Here is a 14,853-nt window from a genome sequence, read left to right as displayed (position 1 = left end):
TTCAGGGCTGCGGCAGCGGGCGGCGGTGCTGCTGCCCGCCGCTTCTTTCCTGTTATTTTCTGCCCGCTGTTGCGGCCCGTTTGCCGTGCCATGACTTTCTAATGAAGGTCATACCCGGTATTCTGCGCCGCTCAGGTGCCCGGCCAGACCGGGATAATCGGGAAACAGGTGCAATACCTGTGCTGCCCCCGCAACGGTAATGACACGGCCACGGCCGTGACCAGATAACCACTGTCTGTTTGCAGACGGGAAGGTTGGTGCATAAGCGCATGCTTGTGTTCTGAGCCCGGAGACCGGCCTGAATCACAGACAGCAGGCGGGGTGACCTGGGTTCTGGCTGAGTCTTACAGGCCGGGGTGGCCTGTTCGTTTGCCATACCTGACCTCCGGTGCTGTGGTTTTCACCACAACAGAACCGGCCAATGACCAGATTCCGATCGTATTATTTTTTGTTCGTCACGCTCGCGCTTTTGCTTGCGCAGCAGGTGACGGCTGCCCCTCTTATTCTGATTTCCGACCGCTCGGCGCCGCGCATGGTGGCCGCCGCCCACGATTATCTGCAGCAGCATCCGCATGCCGCGCTGACGGTACGCACCGTCAGTCAGCTGAATCAGCTCAATGACGAGCAGCTGCAACAGCTGGTCAACGACGCCGACCGCCTGCTGATGCTGGCGGTGTTCGGTGAGCCGGTGGAGCGTCTGCTGCATCTGCGCTATCCGTCTGGACAGCTGCGTTTATCGCTCAATGGCGACCGACGTCTGCTGCGCCTGCAGCCGGGCTGGGAAACCCTCGACGACGACACCCGCGACGCCATCACCGAAGTGCTGCATCCGGGTGCCGGCGACCAGCAGGCGTTTCTGCGCCGCCAACAGGCGCGCTTTCCGCCATTTGCCCTGTGGCTGCAGATGCGCAGCTACTGGCAGAACCGGGTGCAGCAGAATGGTCAGTCGTTGCTGACCGTGCTGCTGAATCCGACTGGTGCCTGGCCCGATTTTATTGCCGAGTGTGATCAGCGCTTCTTTCTGTTCGATCCGCAACAGCAGCAGTCGCTGGAGCTACCCGCCGCCGAACTGAACCAGCGGCTGAACAGCGGAGCGCTGGCGCACCAGCCGCGGGTGTTGATTCTGGATCACGACAGCGGTGATCAGGCCGGTGAATGGCTATTGCACGCCGGGCTTTGTCAGCGTTTTGCGCAAACGGCCTGTATTTCGGCGCTGGCCGGCTGGGGCGCGGCCAGCCAGCAGGCGACGGAGCAGTTGCTGGCGTGGGCGGCGGGTCATCCGGCGCTGATGATCAGCCTGCAGGATTTTGTCATTGGTGGCGGCAGTGAGCGCACCGACGTGACCGACGCACTGACCGCCGCTGGCATTCCGGTGCTGCGCGGTATCCGCGTGACCGACAGCGACGCCCACAGTTACGGCCTGTCGCGCACCGGTCTGCCGACCGACAGCGTGCACTACCGCATCGCCATGCCGGAGCTGCAGGGCGTGTCGCAGCCGCAGGTGCTGGCTCTGGCCGGCGTGGCTCAGGACGATGCACTCACCGGCGCGCGCATCAGCCGCAGCGAGCCGCAGGACCGCGAGCTCGACCGCTTTGTCCGCCGGGGTCAGCAATGGCTGGCGCTGCAGCAAAAGCCGGCGGCGCAGAAACACGTTGCCATCATTTACTACAACCACCCGCCGGGGCGGCACAATATCGGCGCCGATAACCTCAACGTGGTGGAGTCGTTGTGGCAGATTCTGCAGCGCCTGCAACGGGAAGGGTATGACCTTGGTGATCCGCGCCAGCTGCCCCGCAGCAGCGACGAGCTGCTGGCCAGACTGCAGCAAAGCGGGGTGAACCTGCCGGAAGATGCGGCGGCACTGCAGGCCATGCACGGGCAGGTGCAGCACATGACGGCGGCGGACTACCGCCAGTGGTTCAACACCTTGCCCGGCGGCGTGCAGGCGGAAATGACCTCGGGCCCGCTGGCGGCCCTGCATCAGCTGCTGCATGAGCAGCTGGCGACGGAGTTGTCGCCCACCCAACGCGACACCCTGCGCCAGCGCCTGGAGCACAGCCTGCACGATATCCGCTACGTGCTGGATGGCGTACGGGACGACCGCCGCCGCCGTGCGCTGGCACTGTTTGATCAGCTGGCCGACGGTTACCGCCAGCAGCTGAGCAACAACTCCGACAGCGGCTGGAAAACCCTCGACAGTTTGCAGACGGCGCTGCTGCGCATGCAGATTGAAGGCCTGCGCGGCTGGGGTGAGGCGCCCGGGCGGGTGATGGTGTGGGACAACGACCTGCTGATTCCCGGTGTGCGCTTTGGCAACGTGTTTCTTGGTCCGCAGCCACCGCGTGGCTGGGAGCTGAACGAAGAACTGCTGCACGCCAATATGACCTTTCCGCCGCCGCATCAGTACCTGGCGTTCTACCGCTATCTGCAGCACGACTTTGGCGCCGATGCACTGATTCATCTGGGCCGTCATTCCACCTATGAATTTCTGCCGGGACGCCGTACCGGGCTGCTCGGCAGTGATTATCCGGCGCTGATGGCGGGCGATATTCCGGGCATTTATCCCTACATAGTCGACGGCGTGGGCGAAGGCATTCAGGCCAAGCGCCGCGGGCTGGCGGTGATGGTCGACCATCTGACCCCGGCGCTGGCGGCCACCGAGCTGTACGACGGCCTGCTGGAGTTGCGTCAGCTGATCGAAAGTGCCGAAGCCGCTGCCGACAGCACCACGCGCAAAAGCGCCATCAGCCGCTTACGTCAGCGCATTAATGAACTCAATCTGCGCGACGAACTGACGGTGAGCATGGACGAAGAACTGCAGGTGCGCGGCATCGGCTTTGACGACGTCGACGACGATTTCCTGCTGCACGAGACCGGCCATTACCTGACCCATCTGCAGGAGAAATTCATGCCGCTGGGGCTGCACGTATTCGGGCGCGACTGGGCCGCCGACGCGGTGCAGACCATGCTGGCGTCGATGGCGCAGGATCAGAGCTGGGAAGCATCCCAGCGGACGGTCGCACAGGCCGCGTTGCAGGCGTCGCCGGCCGCCGAAATGAACGCGCTGATGGCCGGGCTGAACGGCCATTTTGTGGCACCGGGCAAGGGCAACGACCCGGTACGCACGCCGGACGCGCTGCCGACCGGGCGCAATTTTTACGCCCTCGACGGCAGCCTGCTGCCGACGCGGACGGGCTTTGATGTTGGCCGTACGCTGGCGCGCACAGCGGCCGCCACGGCGCAGAATCGCGGCGAAAAAGACGCCGTGATTCTGTGGGCCTCGGATGCGGTACGCGACGAAGGCGCCATGGTCGCCTTTGGTCTGGATTTGCTCGGTGTGCAGGTGGTGTGGAACAGCCGCGGCACGATTAAGGGCATCGAACGCCTGCCGCTGTCGGACACGCATCCGCAACGGCGCGACGTGCTGTTCACCACCTCGGGTTTGTTCCGCGATTTATACGGCGAACAGCTGCGCTGGCTGGATCAGGCGGTGTTGCTGGCGCTGTCGGCCAGCGCCGATACGATACGTCACGATTTTCCCGCCCTGAGTCCGGCGCTGGACGCGGCCTTACAGCCGGTGGCGGCACTGCTGCCGGGCGATGCGCTGGCGCGCAACGAGCCGCTGGCCAGCAACCGCGTGGCCGACAACTGGGTGGAACAGACCCGTCAGGCGCTGCGCGCCGGTGTCAGCGCTGAACAGGCCGGACGTGATGCCAGCCTGCGTGTTTTTGGTTCCGCCCCCGGTGCCTACGGCGCGGGTATCAACCGTCTGGCAGAGCGTTCGTCGGCCTGGGCGCAACGCAGTGAGCTGGCCGATGTGTTTGTGCAGCGCATGGGCCATGTGTACCGCAGCGACGACGCCGACAGCAGTGGCCTGCAGGCCGCAGACCTGTTCCGCCGCCAGCTGACGCAGGTGGATAAAACCTATCTTGGCCGGGCCAGCAATCTTTATGGTCTGATGGACAACAACGACGCATTTGATTATCTGGGCGGGCTCAACATGGCCATCGAAATGACCGCCGGACAAGCACCGCAAAGCTTTGTTGTGGAACACGCCCGTCAGACTCAGCTGACGCTGGAGCCTCTGCAGCAGGCCTTGCTCGGCGAGCTGCGCGGACGCTTCCTCAACCGCCAGTGGATCGAGCCCCTGATGCAGCAGGGCTATGCCGGCGCGCGCACCATGGGCAGCGAGTTCGTCGAATATCTGTGGGGCTGGCAGGTCACCAGCCCGGCGCTGATCGACGACTGGGTGTGGGCGGAAGTGAAGGCCGTGTACCTCGATGATGCGCTGAACCTGGGCATGAAAGCCTTCTGGGCCGATGGCTATAACCGCCAGGTGCAGACCAATGTGCTGGCGGTGATGATGGTCGCCATCGACAAAGGTTTCTGGCAGGCCGACGAGACCACGCAGCGTGAGCTGGCCGCTCAGCTGGCGGCCAATGTGATCGCTTATGGGATTCCCGGCAGCGGCCACACCCACGCCAATCATCCGGTGTACGACGCGGTGAAAAGGCTGATCAGCCCGGAGCAGGCGGCGGCGCTTGAGCAGGTGCTGGCGGCCAGCCGCTTGCCGGATGTGCAACCGGCGGCGGATGCCACCCGGCGTATTCAGGAAATTGAGTTGCAGACCGAGGCTGCCTCGACGCCGCCGCCTGTGGCGGATCAACCGTCAGCAACTGAGCCCGGCGGCCATGCGCCTGCGCCGCTGTGGTGGCTGGCGCTGGTGAGTGCTGTGCTGATCATGGGCGCCGGCTGGTACCGCAGCCGCCGCGACGCCTGACGTTTCAGGCTTTATTAACGGAGACCATCATGCAGGAACTGGGATTAAGTCTGATGCATAACCTCACCGGCTGGCTGTTACAGCCGGTGATCTGGGCCTTGCTGCTGTTTGTGGTGCTGGCGCTGTACGAAACCGGCATCGCCCTTGGCGAACGCACCTCCGCCATCCGCCGTCTGGTTGCACGGGCCGACGAAGCTGCGCTGCTGCGCGCCGGTAAAAAGCGGGTTGAGCGGGCGGATTTTATCGCCCGTATTGCGCCCATGCTGGGGCTGATGGGCACGCTGATTCCGCTTGGCCCCGGGCTGGCGGCACTGGGCGATGGCGACTTCCGCATTCTGACCACCGCCATGACCGTGGCGTTTGATACGACTGTGGTTGGCCTGCTGGTGGGCATTGTCGGTTTTGTCCTCGGCCGGGTGCGTCGCCGCTGGTACGACAACGCGCTGGCACAGGTCGCAAACCGTCAGCCGCTGAAGGAACAGGTGGCCCATGACTGACCGCTGGCGCCGCAGCGCATTCGATGAACAGGACGCCGAGCCGCTCGGCCCGCTGGCCAATCTGGTGGACATTATTCTGGTGTTCGCCTGCGGTCTGATTGCCGCTCTGGTGGCGCTCAGTCCGGATCTGAAGCAGCACTTCAGCCAGGCGCAGCAGCCGGTCAGTACCGGGCAGGAATTAAGCGATGTACCGCCGGCCCTGCAACAACAGCTGGATGCCGGACAAGGCTATGAATCGCTGGGGCAGGTGTACCGTGATCCGCACAGCGGCAAACTGATTCTGGTGAAATAACAGGCGGGCGTGTCTGGCGGGGTGACCACTAACGGGGCAGGGCTGGTGTCAGGTTCAGAACCTGTCCTGCGCTCTCTGCTGTCCCGTCCGGGTTGCGGGTTCGGCCCTGTGGCCTGTTCCCGTTTCTTGCTGGCCGATGTCAGGCAAGGCTGAATCAGCTTCTGGTTGGCCTACCGTCGTGGCTCAATGAGCAACTTTGTGGGCTTTAACGTCGTGGCGGATGTGAAAGACATCTGAAAACCAGGCGACTGTGCTGGACGTCAGACGGGCCACTTCTTCCTGACGCAGTTTGTGGGCCAGTTTCACGTAGTAGTTCACGTCGACGTTACCGCTGGCGGTTAATTTTACGTTGTCGGTATTCATGGTTATTTCCTCTTTGCTTTGTCGTGTTTGACGGTATCAGAATAGGTCAGGTGGCCTTCTTGAAAAAGCGATGGTTTCTAACCAGAATGGTTAGTAAATCTAATCATTTGATCTTTTCCTATGCGTCGACTACCCCCTCTGAATGCCCTGCGTATTTTCGAAGCATCCGCCAGAAACTCGAGCTTTGTTAAGGCTGCAGACGAGCTGGCGGTGACCGCATCGGCGGTCAGTCAGCAGATCCGGACACTTGAGGAATACTTAGGTGTTTCGCTGTTCAGCCGGGTCCGCCGGCAGGTGCAGCTGACGCCTTCCGGTGAGCAGTATCTGGTGGCGGTGAAACACGCGCTGGACGAAATCGAAGTGGCGACGCAGCGCCTGATGGTGAATCCGGACAGCAATGTGGTGAGCATCAGCGTGGCGCCCAATTTTCTTATCCGCTGGCTGATGCCGCGCATGAGCCGCTTTCAGGAGCTGTACCCGGACATCGAGCTGCAGATTAATACCTCGCTCGGTCTGATCGACTTTGGCCGCTCCAACACCGATATGGCGGTGTACTTCGGTCATGGCGACTGGGACGACATTGAAATGCATTTTCTGCGCAAGCTGACGCTGGTGCCGGTGTGCAGTCCGGCGCTGATGCACGGCGCCAAGGCGCTGCACAAAGTCAGCGACCTCAGGCAGCACACGCTGATTCACGTCAGTGCGCGTAAGCACGAGTGGGATGATTGGCTGGAACACGCCGGTGTGCCGTTTCTGAAGCCGAAAAATTCCCTGTCGGTGTCCAACGGCCATCTGGCAACCGCCGCCGCGCTGGACGGCCTGGGCGTGGCGCTGGCCGATGTGACCCTGAGTTCGCGTGAAGTGGAATCCGGGCAGCTGGTGATCCCGTTTGATATTCCACTCGACAGCCATAAGGCCTTTTATCTGGTGTACCGCAAACACCGGCCATTAACGGTCGGCATGCGCGCGTTTAAAGAGTGGCTGATCAGTGAAATGGATGTGAAAAGCAGCGGTTAAACTCGGGTTTTAAAAAACAGGTTTTAATAGCTGGGTTTAAAACAGCGGTTAAACGGCCCGCGTTCCGCAGGCAATCACTTCGCCGGCTTCCCATAATTTCCATTCACCCGGCTGGTAAATATCCCAGGCTTCGTCGCTGGTCAGCGGCTCAGTGGCGATAATACTCACCACGTCGTTGGGCGTGGTTTCGGCGGCGAAATCGACGGTAACGTCGGCGTCTTTTAATTGCGCTGCGCCGAAGGGCGCGCGGCGGGTGATGCTGGCCAGTTTGGTCGAGCAGTAGGTGAACAGCCAGTTGCCATTGCTCAGCAGGCAATTAAAGACGCCCTGAGCAGCGTATTCTTCGGCCAGTGCCACCAGTTCGGTGGCCAGCTGCTGTGGCATGGCGTCGCGCGGTAAACCGTGATGAATGCGGTTCATTAAATCGCAGAAAATGGCTTCACTGTCGGTGTCGCCCACCGGTTCATACGGACCGGGCTGACGCACGAAATTGGCGATCTGGCCGTTGTGGGCAAACACCCAGTAACGTCCCCAGCGTTCGCGCACGAAAGGATGGGTGTTGGCCAAACAGATATCGCCGACGTTGGCCTGACGGATATGGCAGATGGCGGTTTTGCTTTTGATCGGATAATTCTGCACCAGCTCCGCCACCGGCGATGTGGCACTGGGTTGCGGGTCGTGAAACAGGCGTACGCCCTTGCCTTCGTAAAAGGCCACGCCCCAGCCGTCTTTATGCGGGCCGGTTTTACCGCCGCGCTGGGTCAGCCCGGTAAAACTGAAGCACAGATCGGTCGGGGTGTTGGCGCTCATGCCCAGCAATTCGCACATCTTGTTCTGCCTCGCCGTTTTGGGGAAGTTGTCGGGAGTGTAGTCATCGACAGTTTAGTAAAAATAAAAAACCCCGGAATTCCGGGGTTTTTATGTTCAGTATTTAACTACCGAATTATTTAACCAGTGTCAGCCACTCAGGCTTGAACACGGATTTGCCGGTTACGGTGTCGAAGTACAGAGTCTGCAGCTTCTCGGTCACCGGACCACGGCTGCCGGCACCAATTGCGCGGCCGTCGAGCATGCGGATTGGCAGAACTTCAGCGGCAGTACCGGTGAAGAAGGCTTCATCAGCGATGTACACTTCGTCACGGGTGATGCGTTTTTCGCGCACTTCGTAACCCAGTGATTTCGCCATCTCGATGATGGTGCGACGGGTAATACCGTCCAGACACGCGGTCAGTTCCGGAGTGTAGATCACGCCGTCACGGACGATGAAGAAGTTCTCACCGGAACCTTCAGCCACGTAGCCTTCCGGATCCAGCAGCAGGGCTTCTTCACAACCGCTGTCGATGGCTTCACGCAGCGCCAGCATAGAGTTGATGTAGTTACCGTTCGCTTTCGCCTTACACATGGTGATGTTCACGTGGTGACGGGTGTAGCTGGAGGTACGGATTTTGATGCCCTGGGTTTTGGCTTCTTCACCCATGTAGGCAGGCCATTCCCAGGCAGCCACCATCACGTGGGTTTTCAGGTTTTCAGCACGCAGACCCATGCCTTCAGAACCGAAGAACACCATAGGACGCAGGTAAGCGCTTTTCAGGTTGTTCTCGCGGACTGCCGCGCGCTGAGCCTCGTTCACTTCCTCTTTGCTGAATGGCATTTTCATGCCCAGAATCTTGGCGGAATTGAACAGACGGTCGGTGTGTTCCTTCAGGCGGAAAATCGCCGCACCCTGAGCTGTTTCGTAAGCCCGCACACCTTCAAAAACGCCCATGCCGTAGTGCAGGGTGTGAGTCAGTACGTGAACTTTGGCTTCGCGCCAGTCAACCAACTCTCCGTCTAACCAGATCAGACCATCGCGGTCGGACATGGAAGGTAGCATAAGGACCTCACTCAAAATGGTAATAAATTTGTGTATTCGGGGATGGGGCCTGCGTTATCGGGCTGCAGGCTCCAGCCAGAGTTTCCACAGTCGGGTCACATCGTTGCGCCGCGCATCGAAGCCAAGTCTTGTCAGGCTGTCTGAATCTAATAACAGATCCTGCTGCTGCAATGCACGCCGGTGAGTTTCGGCTCGGTAGGACAGGTAGGTTTCCTGCAGAGTCTGACAATCTTGTGGATTCATCAGACCGGTGGCTGCGAACGCATCGAGTAAACGCATGTTGTCGGTGACGCTGAGCAGCTCTGGGTGTAGGTGTGACCAGGCCAGAACTCCGTATTGAACCAGAAACTCGATGTCAACAATACCCCCTGCATCTTGTTTGAGGTGGAATTGCTGGCCGCTCGTATCTTTGGAGCCGAGATTATCCACCATTTTCTGACGCATGGCTCGCACTTCTTCGCGCAATCCACCAAGGTCGCGTGCCTTGCTCAGGGTCTGGTTGCGGATGCTCTGGAACACCTCGCCGGCGGCGTCGCTGCCGCACAGAATACGGGCGCGGACGAGGGCCTGATGTTCCCAGGTCCAGGCGTGTTTCTGCTGGTATTCCTCGAACGCTTTCATCGACGCGACGATCATGCCGGAGTTACCGGATGGCCGCAGACGCATGTCCACTTCGTAGAGGTCGCCGGAGCGGGTCTGGGTGGTCAGGATGTGAATCATGCGTTGGCCAAGGCGGGTGTAAAACACGCCGTTGTCCTGGCTGCGATCACCATTGGTACTGCCCATCGCAAAACTGTTGTGCAGGAAAACCAGGTCCAGGTCCGAGCTGTAGCTCATCTCCAGCCCGCCCACTTTGCCGTATCCGACAATGATGAGCTCGGGTTCGGTTACCGCTTCGCCACGGGCGTTGGTCGGGTAGCCGTATTTTTCGACCGACTGGGTCCAGGCCAGCTGCAGCACTTTCTCCAGCGTCACTTCCGCCAGCCAGGTGAGGTAGTCGCTGATCTTCATCAGTGGCAGGGCTTCCATCACTTCGCAGGCGGCGGCGCGGAGTTTGTGCGCGCGCACAAATTGCCGCAGTTGTTCCATCTGCTGTTCAAGGTCGTCTTCGTCGACGCGCAGCAGGCGCAGGTTCAGTTCTTCCGCCAGTTCGGCCCGTTGCGGCAGCTTGTACAGGCTGGCCGGATTGAGCAATTCGTCCAGCAGCAGCGGGGTTTGGGTGATGTAGGCCGCCACCCAGCTGGAGGCGCCGCACAGGCGGATTAACTGCGTCAGTGCCTGCGGGTTTTCTTTCAGCAGTACCAAATAGGCGGTACGGCGCACCACGGCTTCCAGCAGCGGCACGATGCGTTCGAGCACCGCCAGTGGTTGCGGTTGTGCCCACAGTTCGCTGAGCAGGCGTGGCATTAAGGCGTCGAGGCGCTCGCGGCCGATCTGCTGCATTTTCAGTACGGCGCGCGATTCGCGGAACTGACTCAGCAACACCTGCACTTCGGCTGAGCCGGCGCAGGGATGGGCGGCGATGAATTCGCGCATGTGCCCGCCGTCGAGTTCGCCGGCCCAGAGGTCGGCCCACACGGGTTCGATTTCTTGTGTCTGCTGTTCGTCGTCATCGCCGGCCACGATTTGGGCAAAGTGGAAGCGCACGCGCTCGCGGTGTTTGTCGAGCTGCTCCATAAAGGCAGCCCAGTCGGCAAAGCCCATCGACCAGGCGATGCGCGCCTGCTCTTCGGCGTCTGCCGGCAGCAGCTGCGTCTGTTCGTCGTTCAGGCCCTGAATGGCGTGCTCGGTATCGCGCAGGAAGAAATAAGCGGCTTTCAGTTCCAGGCAGGCGGCTTCCGGCAGGTAGCCGTCGCCGGCGAGAATATCCAGCACTTTGACCAGCTCGCGGTTTTGCAGGCTTTTATCCTGACCGCCACGGATCAGCTGGAACGCCTGCACAATAAACTCCACTTCGCGGATGCCACCGGAACCGAGTTTGACGTTGCTTTCCAGGCCACGGCGACGCACTTCGGCGTTGATCATGGCTTTCATGGAGCGCAGCGATTCGAAGGCGCTGTAGTCGACGTAAGCACGGTAAGTGAACGGACGCAGAATGCTCAGCAGCTCTTTGGCCGCCGCACTTTGCTCGCCGTTCATCACCCGCGCCTTGACCATGGCGTAGCGTTCCCAATCGCGGCCCTGATCCTGGTAATACTCTTCTACCGAGGCGAAATTCATCACCAGCGGACCGCTCTGGCCATAGGGGCGCAGACGCATGTCGGTGCGGAACACGAAGCCGTCCATGGTGTGTTTATCCAGTGCCTGAATCATTTTCTGACCCAGCTTCACAAAGAATTCCTGATTGGTAATCACTTTGGGGCCGCTGGTTTCGCCACTTTCCGGGTAGACAAAAATCAGGTCGATATCCGAGCTTAAATTCAGCTCATAAGCGCCCAGTTTGCCCATGCCCAGCACCAGCAGATCCTGTGCTTCGCCGCTGCTTTTGCCCATAGGCGTACCGAAGCGTTCGGCCAGTTGCTGATAGAACCAGGCCTGCGTGCGCACCACGCATTCATCGGCCAGATGCGATAAGGCGCGGGTGGTTTCCAGTGTGGACGACAGGCGCAGCACGTCGCGCCAGATGATGTGCACCATGGCGCGGCGGCGCAGAAAACGCAGTGCACGCAGCCAGTCGTCTTCGCTTTTTACCTGTTCGGCCAGTTCATCAAGCCAGACGGCGATGGTGGGGCGGGTCAGGGGCTTATTGAACAGGTCGCTGCTGATCGCGCTTTTGAACCACTCGGCCTCGCGCGGCAGGGCATCGGCCACATAACGGCTGATGGTCAGCACTTTCTGCAGATCCTGCTGCTGCCCGGCGTTCAGGCTCTGCCACAGTACCGGCCAGTCGAGGCCGTGGCGGGCGCCATCTTCGGTCAGTTGGGTTTGTGTGCGTTGCCACAGAGCAGACAGGGATTCAGGCAGCATAGAGCGGGTGTTCCTGTGAAAGAGAACAATACTCTAGCGGGTTTGCGGGCAGAAAAAAGGGGCACCCGTCAAAAGTCGGGTGCCCCTGTGCAGGAAGCTGAGTAACGCCGGGTTACATCAGGCGTTTTGTTTTTTCAGTTCCTGACGGTACATGCTGTAGCCGGCAATCAGCACAGCCACCGCCACGATGGCGATGATAATAGTCGCCAGCGCGTTGATCTGCGGGCTGACGCCCAGACGCACGCTTGAGTACACCACCATAGGCAGTGTGGTGGAACCCGGACCGGATACGAAGCTGGCGATCACCAGATCGTCCATGGACAGGGTAAACGCCAGCAGCCAGCCGGCCACCAGTGCCGGGGCGATCATCGGCAAGGTGATTTTGAAGAACACTTTCAGCGGGCGGGCGCCAAGATCCAGTGCGGCTTCTTCAATCGACATATCCATGTGCGCTAAGCGGCTCTGCACAATCACGGTGACGTAGGCCATCGAGAAGGTGACGTGGGCCAGCAGAATGGTGGTCTGACCACGGCCGGAAGGCCAGCCGATCAGTTGTTCCATCGCCACGAACAGCAGCAACAGCGACAGACCCACGATGATTTCCGGCATTACCAGAGGGGCAGCAACCATCACGCCCAGCGACTTATGGCCACGGCTGCCACGGAAGCGCACCAGGGCCAGTGCCGCCATAGTGCCGAGAATCACCGCCAGCGTGGCGTTGATGGAACCGATTTTCACACTCAGCCAGGCTGCATCGAGCAGCGTGCTGTTGTTCATCAGCTCGCCGTACCACTTGGTGCTGAAACCACCCCACACGGTGACCAGACGGCTGCCGTTAAAGGAGTACACGACCAGGCTCAGGATCGGCAGATAAAGAAAGGCGTAACCCAGCAGCAGCAGACTGAAGAGCACAGGATATTTTTTAAACATAATGGCTCTCCTTACTGTCCTTCGCGCTCGGCCATGCGCTGTTCATAGTGGCGCATCAGCACGAACGGGATAATCAATACAACCAGCAGCACGGCGGCCAGCGCCGAGGCCAGTGGCCAGTCTTTGTTGCTGAAGAATTCGGTCCACATCAGCTTGCCGATCATCAGGGTATCCGGGCCACCCAGCAGATCAGGGATCACGAACTCACCCATTACAGGAATAAACACCAGCATGCCGCCAGCGACGATGCCGGGCACCGACTGTGGCAGGGTAATTTTCAGGAATTGCTTCCACGGACGGGCGCCGAGGTCGGCCGCCGCTTCCAGCAGGGTGTTGTCGAGTCGCACCAGGGTGGCGTACAGCGGCAGCACGAAGAACGGCAGATAGCTGTACACCACGCCGATGTAAACGGCGGCCTGGGTGTGCAGAATTTCCAGCGGCTGATCGATAATGCCGAGCCCCATCAGCAGATGGTTGAGCAGACCATTGCCTTTCAGAATGCCGATCCAGGCGTACACCCGGATCAGGAATGAGGTCCAGAACGGCAGAATGATCAGCATCAGCAGCGGCATACGCCAGTGGTTCGGCGACAGCGCAATGGCGTAGGCCATCGGGTAACCGACCAGCAGACACAGGAAGGTGGAAATGGCCGCCACTTCAAACGACCCCCACAGCGCCGCGCGGTAGAGGTCGTCTTCGAACAACATCATGTAGTTGCCGAAGTTCAGGGTCACGGTCACCAGACCGTCTTCCATTTCGCGGATCCAGTCCTGATACGGCGGCAGTGCCAGCTGAGGTTCAGACAGACTGATCTTCAGCACGAACAGGAACGGCAGCACAAAAAACAGCGCCAGCCAGAACCAGGGAGCTCCGATCACCAGTCCCTTGCCGGGCATCATCGCCCGCAGGCGTTCAGTGAATGGGACTAACACCTGGCTCATTGGGTGAGCACCCCACAGCTGTGGGCGTTCCAGGCCAGACACACTTCCTGACCCCAGGTCAGCGGTTGTTCGGCCAGTGCCTGCACGTTGGACTGGGTGAACTGCACGCGCTTACCGGTCGGCAGTTCAACGTGATAAATGGACACGTCGCCCAGATAGGCGATTTCCTTGATCACGCCGGACAGGTTATTCGGCTCATCGCTTTTCGCTTCGCGCACGGACACTTTTTCCGGACGCACAGCCACGGTCACTTCCATACCGGCCGACAGCGGCTGGCTGTCGTGCACCAGCAGATCGGTGCCGGATTCTTCGGAGTGGATCAGCACCATGTCGTTTTCCTGCGACACCACATGACCGTGGAACAGGTTCACCGAGCCAATGAAGTTGGCGGCGTAACGGGTGGCCGGGAATTCGTACATGCGGCGTGGGGTATCCACCTGCTCAATGCGGCCGTTGTTCATCAGGGCAATGCGCGAAGACATGGTCATGGCCTCTTCCTGATCGTGGGTCACAATGATGAAGGTGATGCCCAGACGTTCCTGAATGTTCACCAGCTCGAACTGGGTGTGTTCACGCAGTTTTTTATCGAGGGCGCCCAGAGGTTCGTCGAGCAGCAGAATTTTCGGGTGTTTGGCCAGTGCGCGGGCCAGTGCCACACGTTGACGCTGACCACCGGACAACTGATGCGGTTTGCGGTCGGCCAGTTTTTCAATCTGTACCAGAGCCAGCATTTCACGCACGCGCTCACGCAGCTGCGGCGTTGGCATTTTGTCTTCTTTCAGACCGAACGCGATGTTCTGGGCCACGCTCATGTGCGGGAACAGCGCATAACTCTGGAACATCATATTGATCGGACGCAGATACGGCGGCACGTCGGTGACGTCCTGTCCGTCGATGTAGATACGGCCGGATGTCGGCGTTTCAAAACCACCGAGCATACGCAGCAGTGTGGTTTTGCCGCAGCCTGACGCACCGAGCAGCGAGAAGAATTCGCCACGGTGAATATTCAGACTGATTTCATCCACAGCATAGGTGGAACCAAAGGCCTTGGTTACGTTGTCGATACGGACAATCGGTTCTTCTTCAGGGACAGCCCATGGCTGATCAGAGGATGCTGGACGAAGTTGACTCATTTCGTTCCGGTCGCTCCAGTAGTGCGGTTATAAACAAAAAAACCCCGCACCCAAGGGTGC

General features: G+C 60.1%; 11 protein-coding genes and 1 riboswitch. Of the genes, 4 read left to right on the top strand and 7 right to left on the bottom strand.

The genetic code is table 11. From position 1 onward, the window contains the following. Window positions 1-116: 116 nt before the first annotated feature. Window positions 117-316: riboswitch (cobalamin riboswitch) on the top strand. Window positions 317-421: 105 nt separating this feature from the next. The 3 genes from ACQUQU_RS14860 to ACQUQU_RS14850 are packed head-to-tail and all read left to right on the top strand — an operon-like array spanning window position 422 to window position 5,569. Continuing rightward, window positions 422-4,780, top strand: coding sequence for a cobaltochelatase subunit CobN (locus ACQUQU_RS14860; RefSeq protein WP_430460482.1), 4,359 nt, complete (start codon window positions 422-424; stop codon window positions 4,778-4,780). Between the two features lie 29 nt (window positions 4,781-4,809). Next, window positions 4,810-5,277, top strand: coding sequence for a MotA/TolQ/ExbB proton channel family protein (locus ACQUQU_RS14855; protein WP_430460481.1), 468 nt, complete (start codon window positions 4,810-4,812; stop codon window positions 5,275-5,277). Continuing rightward, window positions 5,270-5,569 (top strand): DUF2149 domain-containing protein, encoded by a 300-nt coding sequence (locus ACQUQU_RS14850; RefSeq protein WP_430460480.1) that lies wholly within the window; start codon window positions 5,270-5,272, stop codon window positions 5,567-5,569. The genes ACQUQU_RS14855 and ACQUQU_RS14850 overlap by 8 nt, the downstream gene beginning before the upstream one ends. 183 nt (window positions 5,570-5,752) lie before the next feature. On the opposite strand, the gene ACQUQU_RS14845 is transcribed toward ACQUQU_RS14850, so the two are convergent. Continuing rightward, entirely contained in the window at window positions 5,753-5,932 is a 180-nt protein-coding gene (locus tag ACQUQU_RS14845) for an RSP_7527 family protein (protein WP_430460479.1), read from the bottom strand. A gap of 120 nt (window positions 5,933-6,052) precedes the next feature. Between ACQUQU_RS14845 and gcvA the strand changes: the two genes are divergently transcribed. Continuing rightward, window positions 6,053-6,949 (top strand): transcriptional regulator GcvA, encoded by an 897-nt coding sequence (gene gcvA, locus ACQUQU_RS14840; protein WP_430460478.1) that lies wholly within the window; start codon window positions 6,053-6,055, stop codon window positions 6,947-6,949. Window positions 6,950-6,997: 48 nt separating this feature from the next. On the opposite strand, the gene ACQUQU_RS14835 is transcribed toward gcvA, so the two are convergent. The 6 genes from ACQUQU_RS14835 to ACQUQU_RS14810 all read right to left on the bottom strand — a co-directional run bounded on the left by ACQUQU_RS14835 (window position 6,998) and on the right by ACQUQU_RS14810 (window position 14,793). Continuing rightward, window positions 6,998-7,777, bottom strand: coding sequence for a class II glutamine amidotransferase (locus ACQUQU_RS14835; RefSeq protein ID WP_430460477.1), 780 nt, complete (start codon window positions 7,775-7,777; stop codon window positions 6,998-7,000). Between the two features lie 115 nt (window positions 7,778-7,892). Next, complete coding sequence (locus tag ACQUQU_RS14830) at window positions 7,893-8,822, bottom strand: branched-chain amino acid transaminase (RefSeq protein WP_430460476.1); 930 nt, start codon at window positions 8,820-8,822, stop codon at window positions 7,893-7,895. A 54-nt stretch (window positions 8,823-8,876) separates the two neighbouring features. Next, complete coding sequence (gene glnE / locus ACQUQU_RS14825) at window positions 8,877-11,789, bottom strand: bifunctional [glutamate--ammonia ligase]-adenylyl-L-tyrosine phosphorylase/[glutamate--ammonia-ligase] adenylyltransferase (protein WP_430460475.1); 2,913 nt, start codon at window positions 11,787-11,789, stop codon at window positions 8,877-8,879. Between the two features lie 117 nt (window positions 11,790-11,906). Then, a complete protein-coding gene (locus ACQUQU_RS14820; RefSeq protein ID WP_430460474.1) occupies window positions 11,907-12,719 on the bottom strand; it encodes an ABC transporter permease subunit in 813 nt (270 codons plus the stop codon). An 11-nt stretch (window positions 12,720-12,730) separates the two neighbouring features. Next, window positions 12,731-13,660 carry an ABC transporter permease subunit gene (locus ACQUQU_RS14815; RefSeq protein WP_430460473.1) on the bottom strand — a complete coding sequence of 310 codons (930 nt, stop codon included), beginning with the start codon at window positions 13,658-13,660 and terminating at the stop codon, window positions 12,731-12,733. Beyond that, window positions 13,657-14,793, bottom strand: a complete 1,137-nt coding sequence (locus tag ACQUQU_RS14810) for an ABC transporter ATP-binding protein (RefSeq protein ID WP_430460472.1) — start codon at window positions 14,791-14,793, stop codon at window positions 13,657-13,659. Before ACQUQU_RS14810 ends, ACQUQU_RS14815 begins: the two co-directional genes overlap by 4 nt. Window positions 14,794-14,853: the final 60 nt, after the last annotated feature.

Source organism: Thalassolituus sp. LLYu03 (genome assembly GCF_050507655.1).
Lineage (GTDB): Bacteria > Pseudomonadota > Gammaproteobacteria > Pseudomonadales > Oceanobacteraceae > Venatoribacter.
The sequence above is the reverse complement of the archived record's forward strand: the minus strand, read 5'-3'. Positions and strand labels throughout refer to the sequence as shown.

Excerpts from the sequence above, each read along its gene's own strand:
- gcvA (WP_430460478.1), top strand. The coding sequence starts at position 6,053 with ATGCGTCGACTACCCCCTCTGAATGCCCTGCGTATTTTCGAAGCATCC.
- ACQUQU_RS14835 (WP_430460477.1), bottom strand. The coding sequence starts at position 7,777 with ATGTGCGAATTGCTGGGCATGAGCGCCAACACCCCGACCGATCTGTGC.
- ACQUQU_RS14820 (WP_430460474.1), bottom strand. The coding sequence starts at position 12,719 with ATGTTTAAAAAATATCCTGTGCTCTTCAGTCTGCTGCTGCTGGGTTAC.
- ACQUQU_RS14850 (WP_430460480.1), top strand. The coding sequence starts at position 5,270 with ATGACTGACCGCTGGCGCCGCAGCGCATTCGATGAACAGGACGCCGAG.
- ACQUQU_RS14810 (WP_430460472.1), bottom strand. The coding sequence starts at position 14,793 with ATGAGTCAACTTCGTCCAGCATCCTCTGATCAGCCATGGGCTGTCCCT.
- ACQUQU_RS14830 (WP_430460476.1), bottom strand. The coding sequence starts at position 8,822 with ATGCTACCTTCCATGTCCGACCGCGATGGTCTGATCTGGTTAGACGGA.
- ACQUQU_RS14855 (WP_430460481.1), top strand. The coding sequence starts at position 4,810 with ATGCAGGAACTGGGATTAAGTCTGATGCATAACCTCACCGGCTGGCTG.
- ACQUQU_RS14845 (WP_430460479.1), bottom strand. The coding sequence starts at position 5,932 with ATGAATACCGACAACGTAAAATTAACCGCCAGCGGTAACGTCGACGTG.
- glnE (WP_430460475.1), bottom strand. The coding sequence starts at position 11,789 with ATGCTGCCTGAATCCCTGTCTGCTCTGTGGCAACGCACACAAACCCAA.
- ACQUQU_RS14860 (WP_430460482.1), top strand. The coding sequence starts at position 422 with ATGACCAGATTCCGATCGTATTATTTTTTGTTCGTCACGCTCGCGCTT.
- ACQUQU_RS14815 (WP_430460473.1), bottom strand. The coding sequence starts at position 13,660 with ATGAGCCAGGTGTTAGTCCCATTCACTGAACGCCTGCGGGCGATGATG.